At 62.2% G+C, this 25029-nt stretch carries 21 protein-coding genes; 17 read left to right on the top strand and 4 right to left on the bottom strand.

Annotated features, from left to right (window positions below; genetic code table 11):
• From C8264_RS12625 to C8264_RS12615, 3 genes are read left to right on the top strand one after another with little or no spacing between them, the layout of a single operon-like run.
• On the top strand, positions 1–900 hold the full coding sequence (locus C8264_RS12625; protein WP_162783616.1) for a hypothetical protein: 900 nt from the start codon (positions 1–3) through the stop codon (positions 898–900).
• Positions 887–2077, top strand: a complete 1191-nt coding sequence (locus C8264_RS12620; protein WP_108461340.1) for a tyrosine-type recombinase/integrase — start codon at positions 887–889, stop codon at positions 2075–2077. The genes C8264_RS12625 and C8264_RS12620 overlap by 14 nt, the downstream gene beginning before the upstream one ends.
• The gene (locus C8264_RS12615; protein WP_108461339.1) at positions 2074–2631 is read left to right on the top strand and encodes a hypothetical protein; all 558 of its coding nucleotides are present in this window, start codon (positions 2074–2076) and stop codon (positions 2629–2631) included. The genes C8264_RS12620 and C8264_RS12615 overlap by 4 nt, the downstream gene beginning before the upstream one ends.
• Before the next feature lie 247 nt (positions 2632–2878).
• On the opposite strand, the gene C8264_RS12610 is transcribed toward C8264_RS12615, so the two are convergent.
• Entirely contained in the window at positions 2879–3871 is a 993-nt protein-coding gene (locus C8264_RS12610) for an alpha/beta hydrolase (RefSeq protein WP_108461338.1), read from the bottom strand.
• Between the two features lie 641 nt (positions 3872–4512).
• On the opposite strand from C8264_RS12610, the gene C8264_RS12605 reads away from it, so the two are divergent.
• From C8264_RS12605 to C8264_RS12585, 5 genes are all read left to right on the top strand, one after another.
• Complete coding sequence (locus C8264_RS12605; RefSeq protein ID WP_108461337.1) at positions 4513–5157, top strand: protein-L-isoaspartate O-methyltransferase family protein; 645 nt, start codon at positions 4513–4515, stop codon at positions 5155–5157.
• A 130-nt stretch (positions 5158–5287) separates the two neighbouring features.
• A complete protein-coding gene (locus C8264_RS12600) occupies positions 5288–6649 on the top strand; it encodes a TolC family outer membrane protein (protein WP_108461336.1) in 1362 nt (453 codons plus the stop codon).
• 196 nt (positions 6650–6845) lie between these two features.
• A complete protein-coding gene (locus tag C8264_RS22730) occupies positions 6846–7652 on the top strand; it encodes a PopZ family protein (protein WP_108461335.1) in 807 nt (268 codons plus the stop codon).
• A gap of 334 nt (positions 7653–7986) precedes the next feature.
• Positions 7987–10812 carry a valine--tRNA ligase gene (locus tag C8264_RS12590; protein WP_108461334.1) on the top strand — a complete coding sequence of 942 codons (2826 nt, stop codon included), beginning with the start codon at positions 7987–7989 and terminating at the stop codon, positions 10810–10812.
• 778 nt (positions 10813–11590) lie between these two features.
• Entirely contained in the window at positions 11591–12403 is an 813-nt protein-coding gene (locus C8264_RS12585; RefSeq protein WP_162783615.1) for a tetratricopeptide repeat protein, read from the top strand.
• Between the two features lie 106 nt (positions 12404–12509).
• On the opposite strand, the gene xth is transcribed toward C8264_RS12585, so the two are convergent.
• The 3 genes from xth to C8264_RS12565 form a co-directional block, all read right to left on the bottom strand.
• The gene (gene xth / locus C8264_RS12580; RefSeq protein WP_245893155.1) at positions 12510–13235 is read right to left on the bottom strand and encodes an exodeoxyribonuclease III; all 726 of its coding nucleotides are present in this window, start codon (positions 13233–13235) and stop codon (positions 12510–12512) included.
• Positions 13132–14457 (bottom strand): serine hydrolase domain-containing protein, encoded by a 1326-nt coding sequence (locus tag C8264_RS22540; protein WP_162783614.1) that lies wholly within the window; start codon positions 14455–14457, stop codon positions 13132–13134. The genes xth and C8264_RS22540 overlap by 104 nt, the downstream gene beginning before the upstream one ends.
• Positions 14458–14522: 65 nt before the next feature.
• Positions 14523–14873, bottom strand: coding sequence for a HesB/IscA family protein (locus tag C8264_RS12565; RefSeq protein ID WP_108461331.1), 351 nt, complete (start codon positions 14871–14873; stop codon positions 14523–14525).
• Between the two features lie 82 nt (positions 14874–14955).
• On the opposite strand from C8264_RS12565, the gene C8264_RS12560 reads away from it, so the two are divergent.
• From C8264_RS12560 to tatC, 9 genes are all read left to right on the top strand, one after another.
• A complete protein-coding gene (locus C8264_RS12560; protein ID WP_245893147.1) occupies positions 14956–16146 on the top strand; it encodes a deoxyguanosinetriphosphate triphosphohydrolase in 1191 nt (396 codons plus the stop codon).
• A gap of 184 nt (positions 16147–16330) precedes the next feature.
• On the top strand, positions 16331–18076 hold the full coding sequence (gene argS, locus C8264_RS12555; protein ID WP_108461329.1) for an arginine--tRNA ligase: 1746 nt from the start codon (positions 16331–16333) through the stop codon (positions 18074–18076).
• Positions 18077–18156: 80 nt separating this feature from the next.
• Positions 18157–20511: an SPOR domain-containing protein gene (locus C8264_RS12550; RefSeq protein WP_108461328.1), complete on the top strand. Its 2355-nt coding sequence runs from the start codon at positions 18157–18159 to the stop codon at positions 20509–20511.
• 154 nt (positions 20512–20665) lie between these two features.
• Entirely contained in the window at positions 20666–21454 is a 789-nt protein-coding gene (locus tag C8264_RS12545) for a segregation and condensation protein A (protein WP_108461327.1), read from the top strand.
• Positions 21451–22080: an SMC-Scp complex subunit ScpB gene (gene scpB / locus C8264_RS12540; RefSeq protein WP_108461326.1), complete on the top strand. Its 630-nt coding sequence runs from the start codon at positions 21451–21453 to the stop codon at positions 22078–22080. Before C8264_RS12545 ends, scpB begins: the two co-directional genes overlap by 4 nt.
• Entirely contained in the window at positions 22037–23167 is a 1131-nt protein-coding gene (locus tag C8264_RS12535) for an ABC transporter ATP-binding protein (protein ID WP_245893146.1), read from the top strand. The genes scpB and C8264_RS12535 overlap by 44 nt, the downstream gene beginning before the upstream one ends.
• Positions 23168–23225: 58 nt before the next feature.
• Entirely contained in the window at positions 23226–23435 is a 210-nt protein-coding gene (tatA, locus tag C8264_RS12530) for a twin-arginine translocase TatA/TatE family subunit (protein ID WP_108461324.1), read from the top strand.
• Between the two features lie 40 nt (positions 23436–23475).
• On the top strand, positions 23476–24186 hold the full coding sequence (gene tatB, locus C8264_RS12525; protein ID WP_108461323.1) for a Sec-independent protein translocase protein TatB: 711 nt from the start codon (positions 23476–23478) through the stop codon (positions 24184–24186).
• Positions 24187–24189: 3 nt separating this feature from the next.
• Positions 24190–25011, top strand: coding sequence for a twin-arginine translocase subunit TatC (gene tatC / locus C8264_RS12520; RefSeq protein WP_108461322.1), 822 nt, complete (start codon positions 24190–24192; stop codon positions 25009–25011).
• Positions 25012–25029: the final 18 nt, after the last annotated feature.

Raw genomic sequence — 25029 nt, 5'->3', positions numbered from 1 at the left:
GTGTTTGAGCTCATGGCGACTAAAGAGTTCTGGACGCCTGTTCTAACAAGCACCGCGTTTCTCGGGGTCGTCGGCGCAATCCTGTCACCATGGTACCGCGGGACGATCGAACGCAGTATCCAGCACAAGTTCGATCGTCAAATTGAGGACCTAAGGGCCAGCTTTCGACGGGAAGAGGAACATCTTAAAGCGGAACTCAGCGCGCAGGAAAGCGCCCTCAACGCATTGCGCGCTGGTGCCCTCTCGCAACTCTCAGCGCGTCGTACCTCCTTGGACAACCGGAAGCTGGAAGCGGTGGAAAAGCTCTGGGCGGCGGTGATCTCTATGGGGCCTGCGCGAGCAGCCGTTGAAATTACCTCCCGGCTCCGGATGGAGAAATTGCTGAATCCAAGCAGCATGCATGCCGAAGGAGAGAGTGTCACGCGCATGGGTGAAATGCTTTGGAAAATGGTAGGAGCAGACAAGCTCACAGATGGCGGTTTGCCGAAGGGGGATCTTGAGCGGCCTTTTGTTTCACCACTTACTTGGGCACTTTTCTCCGCCTACACCTTGGCTGTTATGTACCCAATCGCCCAGATCATGGCTCTGAAATCCGGGCTCGACGGTAAGTCGCTAAATAACTCAGAGGTTGTTCTCAAGCCGATTCGAGAAGCCCTTCCTGAGCTTGCCGGGTTTATCGATGAGTTCGGTTTGTCCGGGATCAAGGTCATGGTCGATGAACTCGAGAAGAAGCTGCTTTCCCAGATGCGATTGGATCTGGACGGAAACGGCCATGACGGCCAAACCGTGGAGCGAGCCGCCAAGATACTGCAAGCCGCAGACGCCGCTGCGCAATCTTTGAAACCAACCCCAGACATTCCCGACAGCTACCGTGCGGAGAAGCTCAATGTCAGTCCGTAAGCGGGTATCCAAGACCGATCCTTCCAAGTTCTCCTGGGTTGTAGACTACAAGGATGGGCAGGGCACGCGACGGCTTAAGACCTTCGCGAAGAAGAAGGACGCTGATGCATTCGCCGCCACGGCACACGTCGAGGTGCGCGAGGGCGTGCACGTTGCCGACGGCGCCAGCTGCTCGGTGCGCGAAGCTGGCAAGCTCTGGATAGCGGCTCGGGAGCGGGCAGGGCGCGAGCGCACCACCATTGCCCAGTACCAGAATCACCTCGATCTCCACATCTACCCGCACCTAGGCAGCGAGAAGCTGACATCGCTGTCGGTGCCGCGTGTGCGCACCTTCGAGGAATGGATGCTCGACAATGGTCGCTCGCCAGCAATGGTGCGGAAGGTGCTGGTGAGTCTTGGCTCTCTGCTTGCAGATGCTCAGGAGCGTGGGCTGGTGGCCCGCAACGTTATTAGGGATCTGCGCGGCGGCCGCGGCGCCAGCGATCACCGGGCTCAGAAGCGAGCCAAGGGTCGTCTGAAGATCGGTGCTGATATTCCGACCCCGGCCGAGATCCGGAGTCTCATTGCCGTTCTAACGGGCAAGTGGCGGCCCGTGATCTTGACGGCAATTTTCACCGGCATGCGAGCTTCGGAGCTGCGCGGGCTGTCTTGGGATGCGGTAGACTTCGAAAAGAAGATCATCCGAGTTTATCAGCGCGCCGACAGCTATCGCGAAATCGGAAGGCCCAAGTCGGAATCGGGTGAGCGGGAAATACCCATGACACCTATGGTCGCCAATACGCTCAAGGAGTGGCGCTTGCAGTGCCCAAAGGGCAAGCTCAACCTGGTGTTCCCTAACACCAAGGGCGGAGTAGAGGGGCACTCATATCTGGCCCATGCTGGCATCGAGGCCGCATGGAAGAGGGCAGGGATCGTCAGAGACACTGGTCAGATCGACGAAAAAGGTCCGCCGGTCATCGCCCCCAAGTACACCGGCATGCACTGCCTACGGCACTTCTACGCCAGCTGGTGCATCAACCGGCGGAGCGATGGTGGACTCGAGCTCCCGCCTAAGGTCGTGCAAGAGCGCCTGGGCCATAGCAGCATCACCATGACCGTGGACGTCTATGGGCACTTGTTTCCAAGGGGCGATGACGCCGCCGAACTGGCGGCTGCAGAAGCTTCGTTGTTTGCATGAACGGCGAAGATAACTCGACGCTTTGGACCTTTGTGTCCTTGGCAGCCTCCGCTGGCATTCTAAGCGCCCTTGTGACTGGTGCCATTGGCTGGTCGATTTCCTTTTTCGATCGACGAGCAAAGGCGTCTTACTTGGCGCTTCGCCTGTCGATCGCACTGGAACGCTTCGCCGCGAGCGTCGTCCAAGCGCTCTTCGCTGACCAGAACGCAAAAAGCAGCGGGGGACAAATCGGTGATGATCTTCTCTATGTTCCGCCGATCGAGGAGTACCCGGAAGCGGAAGAAGTTTGGCCGACCTTGAACCTGCATTTGGCGAACCGTGCCCTAACGTTCCGCCTCATGATCCAACAGTCTAACCGGGGGATCAGAGAGACATACGAAATACTCGGCGAGGAAGGACAGGATCTTGCCCTCAAAGACGCTTCGCGCCTTGCTCATGAAGCGGTCATCCTCTCGCGTGATCTACGGCATTCCTACAGCTTGGCGCAGTCGGAGCTGTCTGGAGACCTTCTGCAGGTCTGCGCTGATATGAGATGTCGCTACAAAGATGCTTGATGCAACATGGATGCAACACGGATAGCTGAAAGCCCCAGCTGTGCTGGGCTTCGGTGAGATTGCAAATCCGTGTACTCCGGTTCAATTCCGGACGTGGCCTCCATTAAAATCCTTGGCAAATTCAAAAACTTAACTCAGGATGAGTTGGCGCGTTAGGTGCCACCCTGTGCCACCACTAACCCATTGCAAACGCATCGAGCCCTTAGTGCAGCCGCGAGTAGCTGGCACATTGTTGGAGCGTAGCGCTTCAGGGTTGGCCCCCTTGAGCTTGCAGCGTGGTGAGGAACGCCCCTAGGCTTGCAACGAAGCGCGACGGGTCCACTTTGTAGGATTGAATGTGATCGGAGCCGGTCCTGAGGTACTCAGTGACGTGGGTACGCTCGGAAACCAGAGTGTCGCTACTGCTGATCGGTACGACGCTGTCGGCGAACCCGTGTGAAAGAAAAACCGGACCTGGATAGGAAGCAAGCTCCGCCGTCGTGTCGGCGTCCCCCAGGCGGATTGGTGTTTTCCAATCACTGATGAGTAGCGCTCCTCTGGCCAAGACACGGGCCAGGGGGAGGTGCATGTGATCCATTTGTCTCGTGAGTAGCGCGAGAAAGTCGATAGCGGGTGCATCAAGGATAACCGCTGAAGCGGTGTCTGCCACATCGGAGTGGCGAAGAAACTGACCCACGATGCCGCCGCCCATAGATTCAGCAACGAGAACGACCGATGGGGCGCCGTTTGCCAGGGCATACCGCACCGCCGTATCGAGGTCGCGCCATTCCGTCAGGCCAAATGCATACATGGAGCTCGGATCGGCCGCAGCATCGCTGTCGTTCCGATAGCTGACCATCAGGACAGGAAGGCCCGCTTGCCGGAGTGCAGGCAAAAAGCGGTAGCCGTTCTCACGGCGGCCGCCGATGCCGTGCACGAATATTGCCCACGGAGCGGAAGCCTCAGGGCGTTGGGGAGATATCAACCAAGCCGGAAGATCGCCGAGTTCGCCTGACAGAGTGACATTCTCAAAGGTGTAGCCATAGGCCTGTCTTGGATCGCCCTCGTAACCAATGTCCACCGGTTCTTCGGGGGCAGGCCATCCACTGCTCTGTGCCGTTGGGGCACCAACCCGCAATGTGCTGTCGAGAAGGTTGGCCGCCTGCCAACTTCCAATGACCACATAGGCTAGGGAAAGGGTAGCGACGGCGGCGGCGCTCCAGCCAATTATCCTCTTTCCCTGCACGATGCCGCTCCACATAACCCCACCTGGGCCAGGTTATCGGCACACCCATAACAACTGATGACCAAATGGTAGTTGACCGATCCCGAGCAGTCCAAGTCAGAGGTCAGGAAGACCTGACTTCGGCGTTGCTCACGGTTTGACCAGCACAGCGCTTCCGCCATTCATTCAGCTAGCCATCAGCTACAAAGCCAAGCTGTAACGCGGGTATTCGTTCGCGATAGGCGCTATTCACTTGGCCGGCGGATGATCCGTCACATTGAAGATCAGCCAGGTGACGGCTGCGGCAGCAGCGGCCAGTCCAAAGATGTACAATTCGGGCATGTGTTGTCCTCATCTAAACAACCTCGAGCCCCTCGGTGAGCATGGGTCGTTAACCTCAACAAACACCTAACGCCCGACGGAGAGATTCAGCACTATGCGGCGTGAAAATTCTCGGCTGCCGTAGAACCCCTCACTATGCAGCGCCCGCCCGCCAATACATTTGAATGTGCGGTGTTGTTGGAGTAGGGCCCTCCGCGCCCTCAAATGGACAGCACGCAGGACGGGAATATGAGCTATGTTGAAGCACCGACGCGAAAAGGCTTGTTGCGCGCTTGCCAAGTTGCATGCGGCATTGATACTCACGTCCAGCATATGAATTTGGGGCAGCGCTACCGATGACCGATTTCACGCGCGCACGTGCGCACATGATCAACAGCCAGCTGCAGACCAGCGGCGTCACCGACAAGCGCATTCTGGCTCGCATGGGTGCCGTCCAGCGCGAAATGTTCGTGCCCGAGTCGCGCCGCGCCACCGCCTATATCGACAGCGTACAATGGTTGGAAAAGGTTGGTTCCGGCCGTTTCATCGCCCCTCCCGCCACGTTCGCCAAGCTGTTGCAGCTGGCCGAAATTACCGTCGATGACACCGTCCTCGATGTGGGCGCCGGCACAGGCTATTCAACCGCCGTTATCGCCGGGCTTGCCGCAGGCGTTGCCGGGTTCGAACCCGACGCCGAACTTGCCGCCACCGCGCGCCAGAACCTTGAGCGGCTCGGTCTCTCGAACGCAAAGATCGTGCCGGAAATCGGCAAAAATCTATATGACGTGGTCTTCGTCGAAGGCGCGCTCCACACCGTGCCCGACCAGTATTTCGCCGCCCTCAAGGATGGCGGCCGGCTGATCGCCCTGGTCTGGACTGGCGGCGTTTCCGTCGCCAAGGTTTTCGTCAAAACCGGCAAGGGGATTGCCGCCCGCAGTGAGTTCAATGCCTGGCTGCCGCCAATGCTCGATGCGCGACCTGTCGAAGAGTTCGTATTCTAGATCATTCAGTGCGGTGTGTTGCCCGTCGGGTACGCTTCATAAAGATTTTAAGCAGTATAGTTCACAAGGCTTGCGCCTGTCGGATTCTTCCCGGACACCGCAAGCCACGTTGTAAGACTTGGAGCCGGGTATGAGTTTTCGCGGAAAAGTGGTTGCCAGTGTATTAGCGCTGAGCCTCGCTTCACTGGCCGTGACAGGCGCTCAGGCGCAGTCGATCACCCAGGCTCTCACCAGGGCATATGAATATGCGCCTGATCTGCAATCGGCCCTGTTGGCTGCCAAGTCCGCCGCGGAAAACGTGGCTCTGGCGAAATCGGGCCAGCGGCCGACCATCGGCGCTTCGATTGGCGGCACCTATTCCGGTTCCCTGGTAAACGGGGATTTTAGCGGCGGCAGCGCCATCACCACCGGCCTTTCCTACAACCAGACCATTTACGACAATTTCCGCACCGACGCCGAGATCGAAGCCGCCCGTGCTGGTGCCGAAGCCGCCGAGTTTCAGATCCGCAACACCGAGCAGAACGTCCTTCTCTCCGTGATCCAGGCCTATATGTCGGTCCTGTCCGATCGCCAGCTGGTGGCTCTGCGGCGCGAAAACGTCAACTTCTTCAGCGCGCAGCTGCAATCGTCCGAAGACCGGCTCGAAGTGGGCGAGGGCACCCGCATCGACGTTGCCCAGGCGCGCGCTCGTCTGGCGCAGGGCCAGGCAACCTACGAAGCCGCCGTCAACAGCCTCGAAATCAGCGAAGCAACCTTCCAGCGCTATGTTGGCGTGGCGCCGCAAACCCTTGATAGCTCCCACGGTTACGGCCGTCTGGTTCCCTCCAATCTGCAGGCTGCCATCTCCGAAGCCGAAGTCGGGCACCCCGCGATTCTAGGTGCCAAGGCCGCGATCCGCGCAGCTCAGGCCAATTCCGATGGCGCCCAGGCCGAGTTCGGCCCCACCGCTTCGGTGACCGGTCAGGTCGGCTCGAGCTGGAGCCAGCCCAATGCCGGGCAGGACGGGTTCACCGCTTCGCTCGGCTTCCAGATTACCGTGCCGATCTACGCCGGCGGCGCCATCGGTGCTACGGTGCGCCGCGCCAATATCGAGCAGATCCGCTCCGAAGTGGACGCCATGTCCGCCTATGACCAGATCCGCGAGGCTGTAATTTCGGCATGGGCCGGCATCCAGAGTGCCGATGCACAGATTTCCGCCGCCAACGCCGCTGTTTCAGCCGGCCGCGAAGTGGTCGAGGGCGTCATTCAGGAACGCGACCTGGGCACCCGCACCACGCTGGACGTGCTCGACGCCCAGGCCGAACTGACCTCCGCCCGCGAAGGCCTCATCACCGCCTCGTCCAACAAGGTGGTCGCAACGTTCTCGCTCTTTGCGGCAATGGGTAACCTGACCGCGACCGATCTGGGTCTCGCCGTCGAGGTGAAGTCCGCGGTTCGCTACAACCAGGCCGTCGAAGACGTCTGGCAGGAACTACGCACCGTCGCCGAGTAGGTTCTTCTCCCCTTATCGCACCTTCCATCGTGGCTGGGCTTTGCCCGGCCACAAGTTTTAGTGGAAGACGGCTTTGTCCATTGCCTCCCCGATTCACACTGGGGCCCGCTGGGGTTAAGGTGTTGGTCACGAATCAGGTCGCGGCCAAGGCGGTTGGCCGTCCGCTGGTCCGAGCGCGCATGAGTAAGAGGCAGTGATGAACAAGCCGGCACCAAAAGAACCTTCTATGGACGAAATCCTGTCGTCCATCCGGCAGATCATAGCGGATGACGACGCAGCAGGGGTTCCGCGTCGCCCCTCCATCCAGGCCGCGCCCCCGCCCATGCAGGCAACTCCCGCGCGCCCGATCGGCGAGTCTGACGACCGCGACCTCAGCGATATGCTCGATGATATCGAGCCCCTGGCGCTCTCGCCCTCGCAGATCATCGAGCGTCCCGAGGACGACGATGTCGGCGGTTTCAGTTTCGACTCGATCCTGGCCGACACCGCTGCCGAGGAAGAAGACGAAGAGCCAGCTGCCGCCACCCGGCTGGTCGATCCAGAAGACATCGGCTTCGCCGCGGATGACAATGATGACGATGACGGCCTGCCGTCATTCGATCCGCAGCCCATGCGTGCCGCGATTCCCGAAGTGCGGCCCGAGCCCGCACCCGTAGTATCGCTCCGCCAGCCCGAACCGCAGCCCGAGCCAGAGCCACAAATCGAGGCGGTTCGCCCAGCGCCGCGCCCGCAGCCAACGCCTGCACAGGCGGCGCCGCTCCCCGATCCCAAGCTCACCGCCGACCTCACCGCGCAGCTGATCGAGCCCGCGACGCAAGCCGCCGTTCGCAGCTCCATCACCAAGCTTAACGGCCTGGGGCTGGGCAATTCCGGCGCCACCATTGAATCCCTGATGCGCGACATGCTGCGCCCCATGCTCAAGGAGTGGCTGGACGAAAACCTGCCCTCTGTCGTCGAGCGCATGGTCGAAAAGGAAATCGCCCGCGTCGCCCGCGGCGATTGATCGCCTGCCAGCTGTCTGTTCCTCCCATCGAGGGGAGGGAGGAGCCAGCACCAAGTTTCAATTTTCACCGCGTCATTCCCGCGAAGGCGGGAATCTCACTTCCCTTCGGCACAAAAGTGGGATTCCCGCTTTCGCGGGAATGACGACGCGGCTGACAAAGACCCCGCATTCAGAGTTCGAGTCAAACACACCCGGGGAGGTTAGTTGGCGCTCTCCCAACGGCCATCCGTAGCTGCCTGTTGACCCGCCCTCCCGCATTTGCTTGAAGTCTGCCCAAATTCTTATCCGGCCTGCCATGTACAACCTGGCGGGTCGCTGCTGTTGGACCTGATCTATGCTTGAAAAGACCTATGAGCCCGGCGCCGTCGAAACGCGCATCTTCGCCGAATGGCTCAAGGCCAATGCCTTTGCGGCGGGCGCGGGTGCGGCTCCGGGCGCCGAGCCCTTCACCATCGTGATCCCGCCGCCCAACGTAACCGGCTCGCTCCATATCGGTCACGCGCTCAACAACACGATCCAGGACATTCTCGTGCGGTTCAACCGCATGCTGCACAAGGATGTGCTCTGGCAGCCCGGCATGGACCACGCCGGCATCGCCACCCAGATGATCGTCGAGCGCCAGCTTGCCGAGAGGCAGATGAACCGCCGCGACATGGGCCGCGAAAAATTCATCGAACGCGTCTGGGAATGGAAGGGCGAGTCGGGCGGCACCATCATGAACCAGCTCAAGCGCCTTGGCGCTTCGGCTGATTTCTCGCGCGAGCGCTTCACCATGGGCGACAACGGCGCCCCCGACGACCAGATGGTTCGCGCCGTCACCAAGGTTTTCGTGGAACTGCACAAGCGCGGCCTGATCTACCGGGCCAAGCGCCTCGTCAACTGGCATCCGGGGCTGGAAACCGCCATTTCCGACCTCGAAGTCGAGAACATCGAGATCAAGGGCCACATGTGGCACCTGCGCTATCCGCTGGCCGATGGCGTAACCTATCAGTTCCCCATTGCTCACGATGAAGAGGGCAAGCCCACCGAGTGGGAAACCCGCGACTACATCATCGTCGCCACCACCCGCCCCGAAACCATGCTGGGCGATAGCGGCATTGCCGTGCACCCCACCGACGAGCGCTATGCTTCGCTGGTCGGCAAGTTTGTCGACCTGCCGCTGGTCGGCCGCCGCATTCCGGTGGTTGCCGACGAATATGCCGATCCCGCTCTGGGCACCGGCGCGGTCAAGATCACGCCCGCGCATGATTTCAACGACTTCGAAGTCGGCACCCGCAACAATCTCGAGCAGATCAACGTCTTCACCACGCGCGGCGAAATTCGCTCGGACGAGAATATCCCGGATCGCTTCTGGGGCCTCGATCGCTTTGTTGCCCGCAAGGCCATCATTGCCGAACTCACCACACTTGCTGAAGAAAACCCGCTGCGTGGCCTCGATCACATCGAGGACAAGAAAATCATGGTTCCCCATGATGAAAAGTCCAAGCTGGTCGTCATCGAGCCCTTCCTGACCGATCAGTGGTGGGTCAAGGCCGATGTGCTGGCCCAGCCCGCCATGGCGGCGGTCCGCGAGGGCCGCACCAAATTCGTGCCCCAGCAATACGAAAACACCTATTTCGCCTGGCTGGAAAACATCAAGCCATGGTGCATTTCCCGCCAGCTCTGGTGGGGTCACCAGATTCCGGCCTGGTATGGCCCGGATAATCACGCCTTCGTCGCCTATGATGAGGCCGAAGCCTTGCAGATGGCGGCCACGCATTACCGCCAGACCGCTGGCGACAACGGGCTTTTCAAAAGCGTCGATGATTTCGACGATTTTCTGAAGCAGCCAGCCGCAAGCAGCATGTTGCGTCGCGACGAAGACGTGCTCGACACCTGGTTCTCGTCCGCCCTCTGGCCCTTCTCGACCATGGGCTGGCCCGACCAGACGCCCGAGCTGTCGCGCTATTATCCCGGCAGCGTCCTCGTCACCGGCTTTGACATCATCTTCTTCTGGGTTGCCCGCATGATGATGATGGGCCTCGAATTCCTCGAGGAAGAGCCCTTCCACACCGTCTACATGCACGCCCTGGTTCGCGACGAAAAGGGCCAGAAGATGAGCAAGACCAAGGGCAACGTCATCGACCCACTGGCGCTCATCGACCAGTACGGCGCGGACGCAACCCGCTTTACCCTCGCGGCCATGGCTGCGCAGGGGCGCGACTTGAAGCTTTCCATGTCCCGCGTCGAGGGCTACCGCAACTTCGTCACCAAGCTTTGGAACGCCTCGCGTTTCCTCGAAATGAACGAGTGCCGCCGCGTCGAGGGCTATGATCCCAAGGCCAACCGCCTTTCGCTCAATCGCTGGATTGTCGGCGCCACCGCGCGCGCCGCTGCTGCTGTTACGCAGGGCATCACCGACTACAAGTTCAACGAAGCCGCCAACGCCGCCTATGATTTTGTCTGGGGCACGTTCTGCGACTGGTATGTGGAGTTCGCCAAGCCCGTCTTCATGGGCGAGGACGAAGCCGCCAAGGCCGAGACCCGTGCCACGGCCGCCTGGGCGCTCGACCAGATCCTGGCCATCCTCCACCCCTTCATGCCCTTCGTCACCGAAGAGCTGTGGGCGGAAACCGGCAAGTTTGGCCCAGCGCGCCAGAACATGCTGATCCTCAGCGACTGGCCCAATCTGGCAGGCCTCAAAGATGCGGCCGCCGATGCCGAACTCAACTGGCTGATCGACGTCATCACCAATGTGCGCTCGGTCCGCAGCGAAATGAATGTGCCGGCCAGCGCCAAGCTGCCGCTCGTTGTTGTGGGGGCAGGGGAGCAGACCCTGGCGCGCCTCGTCGCCGGCACTTCGCTCATTACCCGCCTTGCCCGCCTCGATAGCATCTCGCCGCAATCCGCCATCCCCGGCGAGTCGGCGCAGTTCGTCGTCGGCGAAGCCACCTGGGCGCTGCCATTGGCCGAGTTCATCGATATCCCAACCGAGCGCGCCCGCCTCGAAAAGGAAATCGGCAAGCTCGATGGCGAAATCACTGGGATCGACAAGAAACTCGGCAACGAACAATTCGTCGCCAAGGCGCCCGAAGAGGTCATCGACGAACAAAAATCCCGCCGCACCGCCGCCTCCGACCGCCGCACCCGCATCGCCGAAGCGCTCGAACGCTTGAAGTAGGCTGTGAGCCAGACCTCGTGGCTACCAAAAGCCACGAGGTCTTCACATGCTCATCACCCCTCGGGCAGTTCATTCCGGCACTTACTGGCTTCCCCATTCTCACTGTGTCATTCCCGCGGAAGCGGGAACCGCCGTTTCGAAACAGGGCTTCCCGCTTTCGCGGGAATGACACAGTGGATGGAACTGACAAGAAACGAGAAGTAAACTCCTCCTCCCAAGGGCAGGGCACTCCCCCACCCCCCAAATGTGCTGATTCCGCAACAACCCCATTGAATCGATTCCCCTTCCGTTCTCGGCAACGATTTGGCGATGTTTGTCGCCACAATCTCACCCTAAACCAGACGGCAACAGGCATCTGGGGGCGGATGGCCACGAGCATTTCGGCACGCGCTGAAGTCGCGTCTGTGTACTCCGCTTGAATTTGTCGAAGCCGGCAAGCTGGCCGCCACGATCTGCTCGAGTCAGCAGGTTGGCCGGGCGTCCAGCTGTTGGTGAAAGGGTAGGAATTGATCGTGACCACAGCATTTGTCGTAAGCGCCCAACTGCGCCGCCCGATCACCGGAAAGGCAGGCGCAATCTCGTGATCACTTCGGCTTCAATGCGGTCACAAACCGGGTTTACCTATCTCTTAACAAAAGCTTTCCGCAGAGCGCTGCTTGAGGAAAACTTACCGGAACACACAGCGGACGCTGCCGCTTCTGCAGGCGCGTCCCGGCGGAACCCGTATGGCCGGACCCGCCAATTCATGTTCGTTCGCGTCGTCGCGAACAAAAGGAGTATGATGCGGACCATTAGGGGCAACTCCCTGATTTCCGTGGCTATGGCGGGTTTGATGGGGCTGCTTGCCTCCAGCCTGCCCGCACACGCCCAGACAGCAGCCGACGCCGCGCTCAACATGGCCAACATGCTCGATGGGGCAGGGGGCGGTGTATCCAGCGGCGACCTGCTGGCGGCACTTGAAAATGCGGCCGACGCTGGCCAGCCCATGGCCATGTGGCAGCTCGGCACCATGTATGAAAACGGCGAAGGCGTCGCCAAGGACCCGGCTAAGGCTTTCGGCTACTTCGCCCAGATCGCCAATCAGCACGCGGACGCCGCGCCCAAGGGCGTCGAGGCTGACATTGTCGCGCGCTCGTTCGTCAAGGTTGGTGACTACTATCGCGAGGGCTTGCCCGACGCCGGTATTCCCGCCGATGCCAATCGTTCCCACGCGTTGCTGCTGCACGCCGCCACCTATTTCGGCGACGCCGATGCGCAATATCGGGTGGGCCTGCTCTACACCAAGGAAAACGAACTCGGCATCAATCCCCTCCAGAGCGCCCGCTGGTTTTCCTTGGCCGCCCGCAAAGGTCATTGCCCGGCACAGGCTCAGCTCGGCAATCTGATCTTCGGCGGCGTCGACGGCATCGAAGCCCAACCCGTCGAAGGCCTGATGTGGCTCAACATCGCCCAGGAACGCTGCGCCGGCACGGCAGACGCCAGCTGGATCGAAGAAATGCGCAACAACGCCCTGGGGCTGTCCTCGGCCGAAGAACAGGCCGAAGCGCAGGGCCTGGCGGACAACATCGCACCGCAGTTCGCCGGGTTTTAAGGCGCTTGCATCCACAGAACTAGTTCCCTCGCCCCTCAGGCGAGAGGGCTAGGGTGAGGGGGCCAGCGTAAGAGTCGCTAGAAGCAGCAGGCCCAACCCCAAAGCCTTACAAACTAAACTGCCCCTCAACCGGCACATGGTCGCTCGGCTTGTCCCATCCGCGCACATCCTTGTGCACGGTGACCCCATCCAGCCGGTCAGCCGCCTGTGGCGACAGCATCAGGTGATCGATGCGAATGCCCGCATTGCGTCGCCACGCGCCCGCCTGGAAGTCCCAGAACGTATACGACGGCTCCGACGTCGTTGCCCGCAACGCATCCGTCATTCCCAGATTGCTCAGCGTCCGCCAGCGCTCCAGGCTCTCCGGCCGGTAAAGCGCATCGCCCCACCAGCCCTCGGGATTGTGCGCATCGATGGGTTCGGGGATGAGATTGAAATCCCCCAGCAGCACGAACGGCTCTTCCAGCGCCAGCCGGCCTTCAACGAAAGTCTCCAGCCGCCGCATCCAGTTGAGCTTATAGGGAAACTTCTCCGAATCGACCGGATTGCCATTGGGCAGATAAATCCCACACACCCGCACGACGCCGGTTTCCACCGAGAACACGCCCTCGATCAGCCGCGCCTGCTCGTCGCTGTCATCGCCCGGCAGACCACGCGTCACCTCGTCGAACGGCAGCAGCGACAGGATGGCGACGCCATTCCAGCTCTTTTGGCCATGGGTTTCCACATTATAGCCAAGCGCCTCGATCTCGGCGCGGGGAAACGCCTCGTCGACCGATTTGATCTCCTGCAACACCACGATGTCCGGCTTTTCCTGGGCCAGCCAGGTCAGCAGGATATGAAGGCGTGCCTTGATGCCGTTGATGTTCCAGGTCGCGATGCGCATTCAATGCCTCCGGTTGGCCCGAAACTACAAGCTGGCCAGCCCTTCGGCAACCGCTAGAGGCCGGCATACACAGCGTCGCGCACCTGGCCTTGAACGGCCCGTCGCAGCCTTCGAGCCCCGTATTGCTCATCGAAATCACCGACAATTCCTGGCTCGGATCGAAGAACCAGTTGTGCCCATAAATGCCGCCCCAGCGATTGGTGCCCTGCGCCGCGGGCGAGCCCGCCAGCGCCGGGTCATCGAGCCACGCGCCGAAATAGCTAAAGCCCCAGCCTGGAGCTTGGGACTGCGTCAGTTGCGGCGTCTGGTTGGCGAGCCCCATGGCAAGCGTCGCTGGCTTGAGGATAGCGCCGCCACCGGATCGAATCGTCTCCAGCAAGTTCACGAAATCGGGTCCTGTTCCCGCCATGCCGCCGCCGCCGGACTGGAACGCCTCGGCGTCAAATATCCGGCCGGGGTCATAAGTTGCAATGCCGCCGAATGGGTTCGGCACGCTATGCGGATCGCCCATCAGCACCGCGCCATTGTCCTCGTTCGCATAGGCTGCCGCCAGGCGGCTGGCGTCGGTGACCGTAAACCGCGTGTCACTCATGCCGAGCGGATCGGCAACGTATTGGCGGATCGCATCCTCGAGCGTACCGCCCACCAGATTTCCCGCAATCACCCCCAGAACGTCGATCGATGGCCCATAGGACCAGCCGGTCCCCGGCGCAAATAACAGCGGCATATCAGCCATACGCCGCAGGATTTCTGCCGTGTCCAGACGCCATTTGTTGACGCCCGCTGCGGTCTCTTCCTCGCTCAGGATCGAAGCACTGCTCAGCCCCGACGTATGCGTCAGCAGATGATGGATCGTGATTTCCGGCGTACTGTCATCAGCCATGCGCGGCCTGAACTCCGGCAGATGCCGCGTCACCGGATCATCCAGCCGCAGCTTGCCCGCATCCACCAGCGCCAGCACGGTGGCGGCAACGATCGGCTTGGTCAGCGACGAGAGCCGAAAGATCGCATCCATCTGCATGGGCCGGCCTGCTTCCCGGTCAGCCATGCCCAATGCCTTTTCATACAGCACTTCGCCCCGCCGCCGCACCATCAGCACCGCACCAACGATGCGCCGTTCCGCCCTGGCCGCATCGACCACTGCGTCCAGCCGCTGCTCCAGATCCATGTTTGTTCCCCCCACAAAGAAATCCCCGCTCGCGCGGGGACATCAAACTCTAAACTGGATTCGGCTTAAACGGCAAAACTGGTTCCGCACCCACAGGACGCCACCGCATTGGGGTTGCGGATCTGAAAGGCTTGCCCGATCAGATCGTCCACGAAGTCGATCTCCGATCCCCCCATGAATTCCAGACTCATGGAATCGATCAACACCACCGCATCGCCCTTTTGCAGAACGATATCGTCGCTGCCAGGTTTTTCCTGTACGAGGTTGTATTCATACTGGAATCCCGAGCAGCCACCGCCCGAAACCGAGATCCGCAACACCGTGCCTTCCGGTTCCTTGGAGAGGATCCGCGAAACACGCTTTGCAGCCCGATCGGTGAGTACGACGTTGGGGGAGGCGAGTGCAGTATCGGTCATTTCTGTGTATCCGCGCCGTAATGTCATAACGGTAAGGCTAAAATAGTAACTCTTGCCCAAAATGAAAAGGGCCTTGTCACCCATGGCGCAAACCGCCCCCTATGCCAGCGAGCCCGAACACACATTGGGCCGCCTCCACGGCACCGGCCCGAGCCCCACGCGCAGCGAGTTTCAGCGCGACCGCGACCGCATCATCCACTCCACTGCCTTTCGCCGCTTGCAGAACAAGACGCAGGTGTTTCTCCAGCATGGCGGCAAGCACTTCCGCAACCGGCTGACCCATACGCTCGAAGTCAGCCAGATGGCCCGCTCCATGGCCCGTGCCCTGCGCCTTGACGAAGACCTAGCCGAAGCCATCGCCCTGTCGCACGATCTGGGGCACACTCCCTTCGGCCATGCCGGCGAACGCGCGTTGCACCGCGCCATGACCCCCTATGGCGGGTTCGACCACAACATCCAGGCCATGCGAGTCGTGACACTGCTGGAAAACCGCTACGCCGACCATGATGGCCTCAATCTCACCTGGGAAACCCTCGAAGGCATCCTCAAGCACAACGGCCCGCTGACCAACCCGGACGGCACCCACTATGGCAAATACGCCGAGGAGGGCCTTCCCGCGGGGTTCGACAACATCCCCGCGCCGGCCGATCTGCGCCTTTCCAGCTTCGCCTCCCTCGAAGCGCAAACCGCTGCCATCGCCGACGACATCGCCTACAACGCCCACGATATCGACGACGCCCTGCGCGCCCATCTCATCACCCTGGCCGACCTCGCCGACGTGCCGCTTGCCGGTCCCATCGTGCGCGAAGTCGCCCGCCGCTATCCGACTGCGGCCGCAAAGCGCCAGGCCCACGAGGTGCAACGCCGCCTCATCACCCGCTCCATCGAAGACGTCATCACCACCACCCAAGCCAACATCGAAGCCGCCGGCATTGAGTCCGCCGAGGACGTCCGCACCGCCGGCCGTACCCTGGTCACCTTCTCGCCGGATATGGCCGAGGGCGAAAAAGGCCTCAAGAGCTTCCTCTTTGACCGCGTCTATCGCCACGAAACCGTCATGGCCCCGGTGCGGGAAAGCGAAATGGTGGTCACCCAGCTTTTCGCCAGCTACATGGCCAATCGCGATCTGCCCGGCCGCTGGGGCGCCGCCGCCATGTCAGCGGACGGGCCCGCGCTCGCCCGCACCGTCTGCGACTTCATCGCCGGCATGACCGACCCCTACGCCCTCGACGAATATGCCCGCCTGTTTGACGCTAGGCCGGATTTCCTCTAACCCCCCATTTCGAGTGAATTGGGCGAAATTCTCACCCATATTCACCGGGCTTCCCTCGGGCTTGACCCGAGGGTCACTCTCAATTTGGCATGCGCGGTGAATGGCCCTCGGGTCAGGCCCGAGAGCAGCCCGGCATAAGCGTTGGATCGATGCGATCCAGCATATTGGTTTGGTCAGGTCTATCATGGACGTTTTCGCCCTTTTCTCCGCGCGCGTTGCTTCGGCGATGCAGACCCTCTTCCCCGAAGCCGGTGCCGATCTGCTGGCCCGCATCGTGGTCGAGCCGCCGCGAGATGCCGCCCATGGCGATCTGTCCACCAACGCCGCCATGGTCGTGGCCAAGCCGCTGGGCAAGAACCCACGCGAGGTTGCAACGGCCCTGGTCGAGCACTTCAAGAATGATTCCGATGTCACCAGCGTCGAGATCGCGGGACCCGGCTTCATCAATTTCCGCATCGCCAACCCCGTCTGGCACGAAGTCCTGCGCTCCATCGGCACGCAAGGTGCCGACTATGGCCGCTCGACCCTGGGCGGCGGCGAAGCCATCAACATCGAATATGTCTCGGCCAACCCTACCGGCCCCATGCATGTCGGCCACACGCGCGGCGCCGTATTCGGCGACACGCTGGCCGCGCTGATGGCCTATACCGGCTACAACGTCACCCGCGAGTACTACATCAACGATGCCGGCAGCCAGATCGACACGCTGGCCCGTTCGTCCTTCCTGCGTTACCGCGAGGCTTTGGGCGAAGCTATTGAAATTCCATCCGGTTTCTACCCTGGCGATTATCTGATCCCGGTCGGCCAGGCGCTCAAGAACGAGTTCGGCGACACGCTCCTCTCCATGCCGGAAGCCGAGATGACTGCCCTGGTCAAGGACCGGGTGCTTGCCGCCATGCTGGCGCTCATCAAGTCCGATCTGGCCACGCTCAACATCCACCACGATGTGTTCTTTTCCGAGCGGACGCTGCACGGGCAGGGGGGCGATATCGACACCACGCTCGCCTGGCTGCGCGAAAAGGGCATGGTCTATGAAGGCCGGCTCGAACCGCCAAAGGGCAAGACCCCCGACGAATGGGAAGACCGCGAACAAACCCTGTTCCGCGCCACCGACTTCGGCGACGATGTCGATCGCCCGTTGGTCAAGTCCGACGGCTCCTACACCTATTTTGCCGCCGATATCGCCTACCACCGCAACAAATATCTGCGCGGCTTCAAGCACATGATCAATGTGCTGGGCGCCGACCATTCCGGCTACGTCAAGCGCCTGCAGGCCGCCACCAAGGCCGTGTCGCTGAACGAAGCCGATATGGACGTGCGCATCTGCCAATTGGTCCGCCTGCTCAAGAATGGCGAGCCATTCAAGATGAGCAAGCGTTCCGGCGATCTCGTCACCCTTGTCGACGTGGTCGAGGAAGTGGGTGCCGATGCCACGCGGTTCATGCTGATGTACCGGCGCAATGACGCCGCCATGGATTTCGATTTCGCCCTGGTGAAGGAGCAGACCAAGGACAATCCGGTCTTTTACGTCCAGTATGCCCATGCCCGCGCCTATTCGATCTTCAAGACCGCCGCACGTGATCTGCCGGACCTCGAGGTGTCGCCGCAGGCGCTCGCGGCTGCCGATGTAAGCCTGCTCCAGACGCCTGCCGAACTGGACCTCGTCCGCGTGCTTGCGGCCTGGCCACGCACCGTCACCGCCGCTGCCATTGCCCATGAGCCGCATCGCGTTGCATTCTACGTGCACGAGCTGGCTGCGGCCTTCCACGGCTTCTGGGCCAAGGGCAAGGATGACCCCTCGTTACGGTTTGTTAATGCTGAGGACCCAAAGCTGACATTGGCTCGACTCGCCCTGGTTGATGCCGTCCGTCAGGTTATCGTGAACGGGCTTGGAATTCTGGGCGTCTCCGCACCCGAAGAGCTTTCATAATTCGGGCGCATTACTATGATGACTCGCCGCAAAATGCTCAAGCTTTGGGCACTGTAGCAGGAACCTAGAGGGCGCTGCCTATGACAGCGAAACCGCAGCCAATGGCCGGACAATCCCAAGCCCCTGACGATCTGATCGCCGAACTGGCCAAGCTGATGGCGCAGGACGCGCAGGATACGCCCGCGCCAAAGCCGGCAGAGCAGTCGCCCTTTACCGTTCGCATTCCCGGCGAGCCGGCCAATGCGGCTGCGCCCCGCCAGAGCGAACCTGTTCGCATTCCGCAGGCGGCTCCTTCGCCACCGCAGCAACCCGCCGCGCCGCGTGCGGCCGAGCCCGTCCGCCAGGAACCTGTGCCACAGCCCACGCCTGCTGCAACTCAGCCTGCGCAAGCTCCATCCCAGCCGAACGATCCTGCTGATCCCTTTGCCTTTGCCTTCAATCTCGGCGCGCGGCGCGAGCCCGCAGCGGCCGTAGTGCCGCCCGCCCAGCCAGTGGCAGCACCTGCACCTGTGGCAGCGCAGCCCGCCGCACCAGTAACTGTCCAGCCAGCTGCGCCCCAGCAGCCGCCTGAGGATTTTGGCCACGACAGCATCGCCGATCTGATCGCCGCCGAGCTAGCGATGGACTCCCAGTCCGCGCCAAAGCCCGTTCAAGCTGCAGCACCGGCGCCGGACAAGGCTCCCGAGCAACCCCAGCCCAGCCCGAACGATGGCTGGGCTCCAGTCAACACGGCGCCGAACCTAGCCGGGCAGGAACGTTCCGCCCAGCCGCAGCCGCGCCCGTCCAACCCGCAACCGGCTCCGCGCCAGGATGCGCCGCGCGCCGAGCAGGACAAGTTCCGGGTTCCCCCCGTGTTTGGCCTTGGCACCACGCCGGCTGCAAGGCCGGCCGAGGCGAGGGCGCCCCAACCCGCTCGCGTTGAGCCCTTGACCGTACCGGTCGAACCAGGCTTTGCCCGGGCACCCGCCCAACCTGCGCCCACGCCGGACATCGAAACGCCCCCCGCCGCCTCGCGCGAAACCATCGTTTCGGACGACAATGTCGGCCTTGATCCCATCGACGAGATCGAGAGCTTGATCGGCCGTGCCATGCGTGTCGGTTTCGAGCGGCCTGAACCCCAGCCTGACGAGTCTGAGCAGCGCCCCGCGCCGCGCAGCCTCGCGACTCCGCAACTACCCAAGCAGTCTGCCCCAACTCCGCGTAGCGTCTCAAGCGCCGATGAAGCAATTCTGGCCGCCGCCCAGGCTTCCGGCGCAGAAATCGGCTGGGTTGATGCCCCCGAACCGGTCCAGGCCGCACCCCGCCGCAAGCGTGAGCGGCGCCAGTTCGCCATGCCCCGTATCGGCTTCAGCCGCGCCGTGGCCGGGCCGTTGATCGCCGTCACCCTGCTGCTTGCCGCCGGCTTTGGCCTCTATTGGGTGCTTGGTTTGGGCGGAAGCGCTCAGGATGGCCCGCCGCCTTTGCTGACGGCCGACGCCACGCCCGTCAAGGAAACGCCACCGGCGCAACCCGACGCGGCCGCCGACCAGTCCATCGTCTTCAATGAAATCAACGGCGTTGTGCCGGGTGCCGAGGAGCAATTGCTGTCTCGCGACCAGACCGACGTCAATGAGGTTACACAGGCCGCAGCCGCGCCGGACGTGAGCGCCGAAGGTCTGGCCAATCGCAAGGTCCGCACGGTCACCGTCCGGCCTGATGGCACCATCGTCAGCGGCGACAACAGCCTTGCCGGCAGCACGATCCTGCCCGTTGACCGGCCCAATGTTCCAGCCGTGCCCGGCGCCGAAACCGCAAGCCCGGAACTCCTGGCCAGCACAAGCCCGGACGCGACCGTTCCACCTGCTGCCAACGCACCAGCTGCGGACCCCGCCGCGCTTCCGGCAACGGACCCCACTGCGACGCCGGCTCCCGCTGTCGCGGCTATTCCACCGGCCGCGCCTGAAACCCCGGCTCCAGCGGCGTCGCCCGCAACGCCCGGCGCAACTGTTCCCGCCGTGGATGCCACCGGCAACCCGCTCCCCGGCAAGACCGCGGTCATCCCGCTGCAGCGTCCAACCACCTTCCGGCCGCAGCCGCTCGCCTCGGCCGAGCCGACCTCGCCGGTCAACGCCGTCATCCAGACGGAAACCGCTCCCGCGGGCCAGGCTTCAGTCGCCGTTCCCGGTGCAACCGAAGTCGAAGCCCTCTCCAATGACGCGCCCGCCTATGTGCAACTGGCCTCCCAACGCACCGAAGCCGACGCTCGCACCACGGCACAGCGCCTCGTCTCCCGCTTCGGCCCGCTCTTTGGCGGCGCCAACATGGAAGTCCAACGCGTTGACCTCGGCTCCCGCGGCATCTTCTACCGCGTTCGCGTCCCCGCCAATTCGGTGCAGGAAGCCAGCACCATGTGCAACAACGTAAAAGCCGCCGGCGGCGACTGCTTCACGATGTAGGTGGGGCATCAGGAGTGGGGGCGCCCAGCGCGGGCCACCCACCGCCTCACCTCGCCCCCGAAGGCGAGGGGACGATAGAGCCCCCACCACGCTTGACGCTGCCAACCCAACCATCCAAGGATGCGCGAAAGTTTCCCGCAGCGCGCCCTGAACCATGACCGATACGCAAACCGACTGGTTCGACACACCGGCTCCTCCCGCGGCCGATGACGTCATGTATGTCGACGTGGGCGGCTATGAAGGCCCGCTCGATCTGCTGCTCGATCTCGCCCGCCGCCAGAAGGTCGATCTTGCCGCCATCTCGGTTCTCGCGCTCGCCGAGCAATACCTGGCCTTCATCGACACCGTCCGCGAAAAACGCATCGAGGTTGCTGCCGATTATCTCGTGATGGCCGCTTGGCTGGCCTATCTCAAGAGCCGCCTCATGGTGCCCAAGGCGCCATCCGACGATGAGCCCAGCGGCGAAATGCTGGCCGCCATGCTGCAGTTCAGGCTCAAGCGCCTGGAAGCCATGCGCCATACGGCCAACCAGCTGATGAACCGGCCACGCCTTGGCTATCAGGTCTATGCCCGTGGCATGCCCGAACCCATCGAGATTGCCCGCAAGAGCCTGTGGGAAGCCTCGCTCTACGATCTGCTCAAGACCTATTCCAACCAGCGCGAACGCGGCTCGATCACCGAATACACGCCGCTACAGCGCACCGTCTGGTCCCTGCAGGACGCCCGCGACATCCTGCAGCGTCTGATCGGGGAGAGTTTCGACTGGGTTCCCATGGATACCTATCTGGCGGAATATCTCACCATTCCCACCGAACGCGCCACCGTCCGCGCCTCAAGCTTCGCCTCGAGCCTTGAACTCGTTCGCCAGGGCAAGATCGACCTGCGCCAGACTGAAACCTTCGGCCCCCTGTTCATGCGCCGCCGTCGGACCGAAACGCCGTGAGCGAGCACAGCGAAGTCACCGAGCGGCAGCTGCGCATCCTCGAAGCCCTCCTGTTCGCCTCCGCCGAACCGCTGGCAGCCAGTCAGATGGCGACCTATCTGGGGGAGGGTGCCAATGCCAACGAACTGCTCAAGACCCTGCAGCAGCGCTACGCCCGGCGCGGCGTCAATCTGGTTCGCCGGGGCGAAAAATGGGCCTTCCGCACCGCCGAAGACCTTGGCTTTTTGCTTCGCCGCGAAGAACAGGAAACCCGCCCGCTCTCCCGCGCCGCGCTCGAAACGCTCTCCATCATCGCCTATCACCAGCCCGCCACCCGCGCCGAGATCGAAGAGGTGCGCGGCGTCGCCACCGGCAAGGGCACCATCGATCTCCTGATGGAAGCCGGCTGGGTCCGCATGCGCGGCCGCCGCCGCACGCCCGGCCGCCCCGTCACCTACGGCACCACCGACGCCTTCCTCGACCATTTCGGTCTCGAAAGCCTGAGCGATCTGCCCGGTCTTGAAGAGCTCAAGGGCGCCGGCCTGCTCTCGGGCCGCTTGCCACCCTCCATGCAGATCCCGCTGCCCTTCTACGGCGCCCTGCGTGAAGACGAAGACCCTCTGGACCCCGATGACACCGATGACTGAAGAACCCATTCATTGGGGCACGCGCGGCACCACCGGCGTCAGCTTCGCCGCGACCCTCGGTTTCGATGCCGTCCAGGTGCAACTCGGGGGCAGGGTGGTTCTCGATGATTTTACGCTCACGCTCCGCCCGGGGGAAATCGTCTGCCTGCTGGGCGAATCGGGCTCCGGCAAATCCACCGCCTTGCGTGTTGCCGCCGGCATCCAGCCGGTTCACTCAGGGACCGTTCGTATCAACGGCGAAATTGTATCGTCCTCCACCGGAACGCTGCCGCCCGACCGCCGTGGTATCGGGCTGATGTTCCAGGATTTCGCTCTTTTCCCCCACCTCACCGTCCTGCAGAACGTTCTTTTCGGCGTCAAAAGACTGGGGCGGAGCGCCGCCTTAGCGCAAGCCACCGCCGCCCTCCGCCGCGTCGGCCTCGCCGATCGTGCCGCCGATTACCCCCACATGCTCTCCGGCGGCCAGCAGCAACGCCTGGCCCTGGCCCGCAGCGTCGCCCCTCGCCCCAGCGTCCTGCTCCTCGACGAACCCTTCTCCAGTCTGGACGCTCGCCTGCGTGAGACGGTGCGCGAGGAAACCCTTGCCGTGCTTAGAGAAACACACGTCACGAGCCTTATCGTCACCCACGATCCGGAGGAAGCAATGGTGCTCGGAGACCGGGTTGCACTGCTTCGCCATGGCCGCATCGCCCAGATCGGCACTGCCAGCGAAATCTACCGCCACCCCGTCGACCTCAACGCCGCCCGCTTCTTTTCACCACTGAGCGAAATCCCCAGCACCGTCGTTTCCGGCCGCGCGTCAACCCCTCTTGGCTCGATCTCTGCACCCGGAATTGCCGAGGGAACCCCCGTCACCGTGGCCATCCGCCCAGCCGGCGGCGCCCATATCCACCAAAGCGGCCCCGGCACACCGGGCCGTATAGTCGGCAAGCGCGACACCATCGGCATCGACATCTGCGAGGTCAAAGTGGAAGGTCTCGACACCCCAATCGGCATCCGCCAACCTGCCAATGCTGCAATCAGCGTGGGACAAGATGTCTTCGTGACCCTCAACGAGGAACACGTTCTTGTGTTTGTGCGCGATTAAACCTATTTCTGACCTACATTTCGCGTGTAACGCGTACTGAGTTACTAGGGAGAACAAAATGCACGCGCCAGGAATTTGGGGCATTCTCGTTGTCGCCGTCGTGGTTATCCTGCTGTTTGGCCGCGGCAAGATCTCCGGCATGATGGGTGAAGTTGCCTCCGGCATTAAGGCCTTTCAGAAGGGCATGAAGGACGATGAAGATCGTCCTGTGGAACGTGTCGCTACCACGACCGAGACGCGCGAGACTGAAAAGAAAGACGCTCTCTAACGTTCTGCCGCACACGCCCGTGCTCTGAAGGAATAAGACTATGCTCGGCTTGGGCTGGACGGAAATGATGGTGATCGGCATCGCCGCGCTGATCTTTATCGGTCCTAAGGATCTGCCCGTGGTGATGAACCGCGTGGGCAAGGTCGTGGGTCAGATCAGGCGGATGGGGTCCGATTTCCAGCGCGAAATCAACAAGACCACAGGTCTCGATGAAGTGCGTAACCTACGCAATTCGATCACCGCGCCCTTGAAGAAGACCAGCGAAGAAATTCGGCGGGAATTCAATACGATGACGCCCACGGGCCCCAAGCCCAGCGGCGTTATCAAGCCCGCCGATCCGAAGGTTGAAAGTGTCGTCGATGAAATCCGGGCGCAGGCCGGTATCGCCGAGCCCAAGCCAGCGGTGCCTGCGACGGCCGCGGCGCCCGCAACCACGTCTGTGCCGGCGGGTGACGCCCCGGCACCATCGGAGGTCAAAGCCGTGAAAAAACCCGTCAAGGCCAAGGCGTCTCCCACGCGCCCAGTTGTCACCACCGAGCTTCCCGCGCTTGAAGCTGTGCCGGCTCCTGCCGAGGCACAGCCGGTCAACATGGATGAACCGGCCAAAAAGCCCCGCAAGAAGGCCCCGGCCAAGGCCGAGGTGCTTCCAAATGAACCTGCCGATTCCCCGGCCACGCCTACGCCAAAGGCTCGCGCGCCACGCAAGCCAAAGCCGAAGCCTGATACCAGCGACAACGCCGGAAACGAATAAGTCATGGCCGAAGCCAAGCAGATCGAAGACAAGTCCGCGGCCGCCGAGGACGAACTCGCTGGTAGCGAAGCGCCGCTCCTCGAACACCTTATCGAGTTGCGCAAGCGTCTGATCTATTCCGCGGTCGCCATCGTGGCGCTCATGGCCTTCTGCTTCATCTTCGCCAGCACGATCTACGATTGGCTGCTGATCCCCTATATGCGGGCGGTTCCAGGCGCCAATCTGATCTTCACTGCGCCGCAGGAACTGTTCTTTACCTATCTGAACGTTGCCCTGTTCGGCGCCATCTTCCTTGGCTTCCCGATCGTTGCCAGCCAGATCTACATGTTCGTGGCGCCGGGCCTCTACAAGCACGAGCGCAAGGCGTTCATCCCGTATCTCATCGCGACGCCTATCTTCTTTATGGCCGGAGCTGCTCTGGTCTATTTCGTCGTCCTGCCCATGGCGTTGCACTTCTTTGCCGGCATGCAGACCGAGGATATTCAGATGCTGACCAGCGTCAGCGAGTATCTTGGCCTGGCAATGCTGCTGATCCTGGCCTTCGGCATCTGCTTCCAACTGCCGGTTATCCTCACCCTACTGGCCCAGATCGATCTGGTGCATGTCGACCTGCTCAAGAAGGGCCGGCGCTACGCGATCGTGGGCATCCTGATCTTCGCCGCCTTCATCACGCCGCCCGATCCGATCTCCCAGATCGGTCTGGCCCTGCCGATGTACCTGCTCTACGAGCTGGCCATCGTCTCCGTAAGGATGGTCGAAAAGAAGCGCGCCGCAGCTTTGGCAGCGCAGGAAGCCGAATTGACCGGAACTTCATCCGACAGCTAGCATCGCCGGCTTCCACTG

Origin of the sequence: Devosia naphthalenivorans, assembly GCF_003056355.1 — a bacterium.
Classification (GTDB): Bacteria; Pseudomonadota; Alphaproteobacteria; order Rhizobiales; family Devosiaceae; genus Devosia; species Devosia naphthalenivorans.
This window is presented reverse-complemented; position numbering and strand designations above follow the sequence as displayed.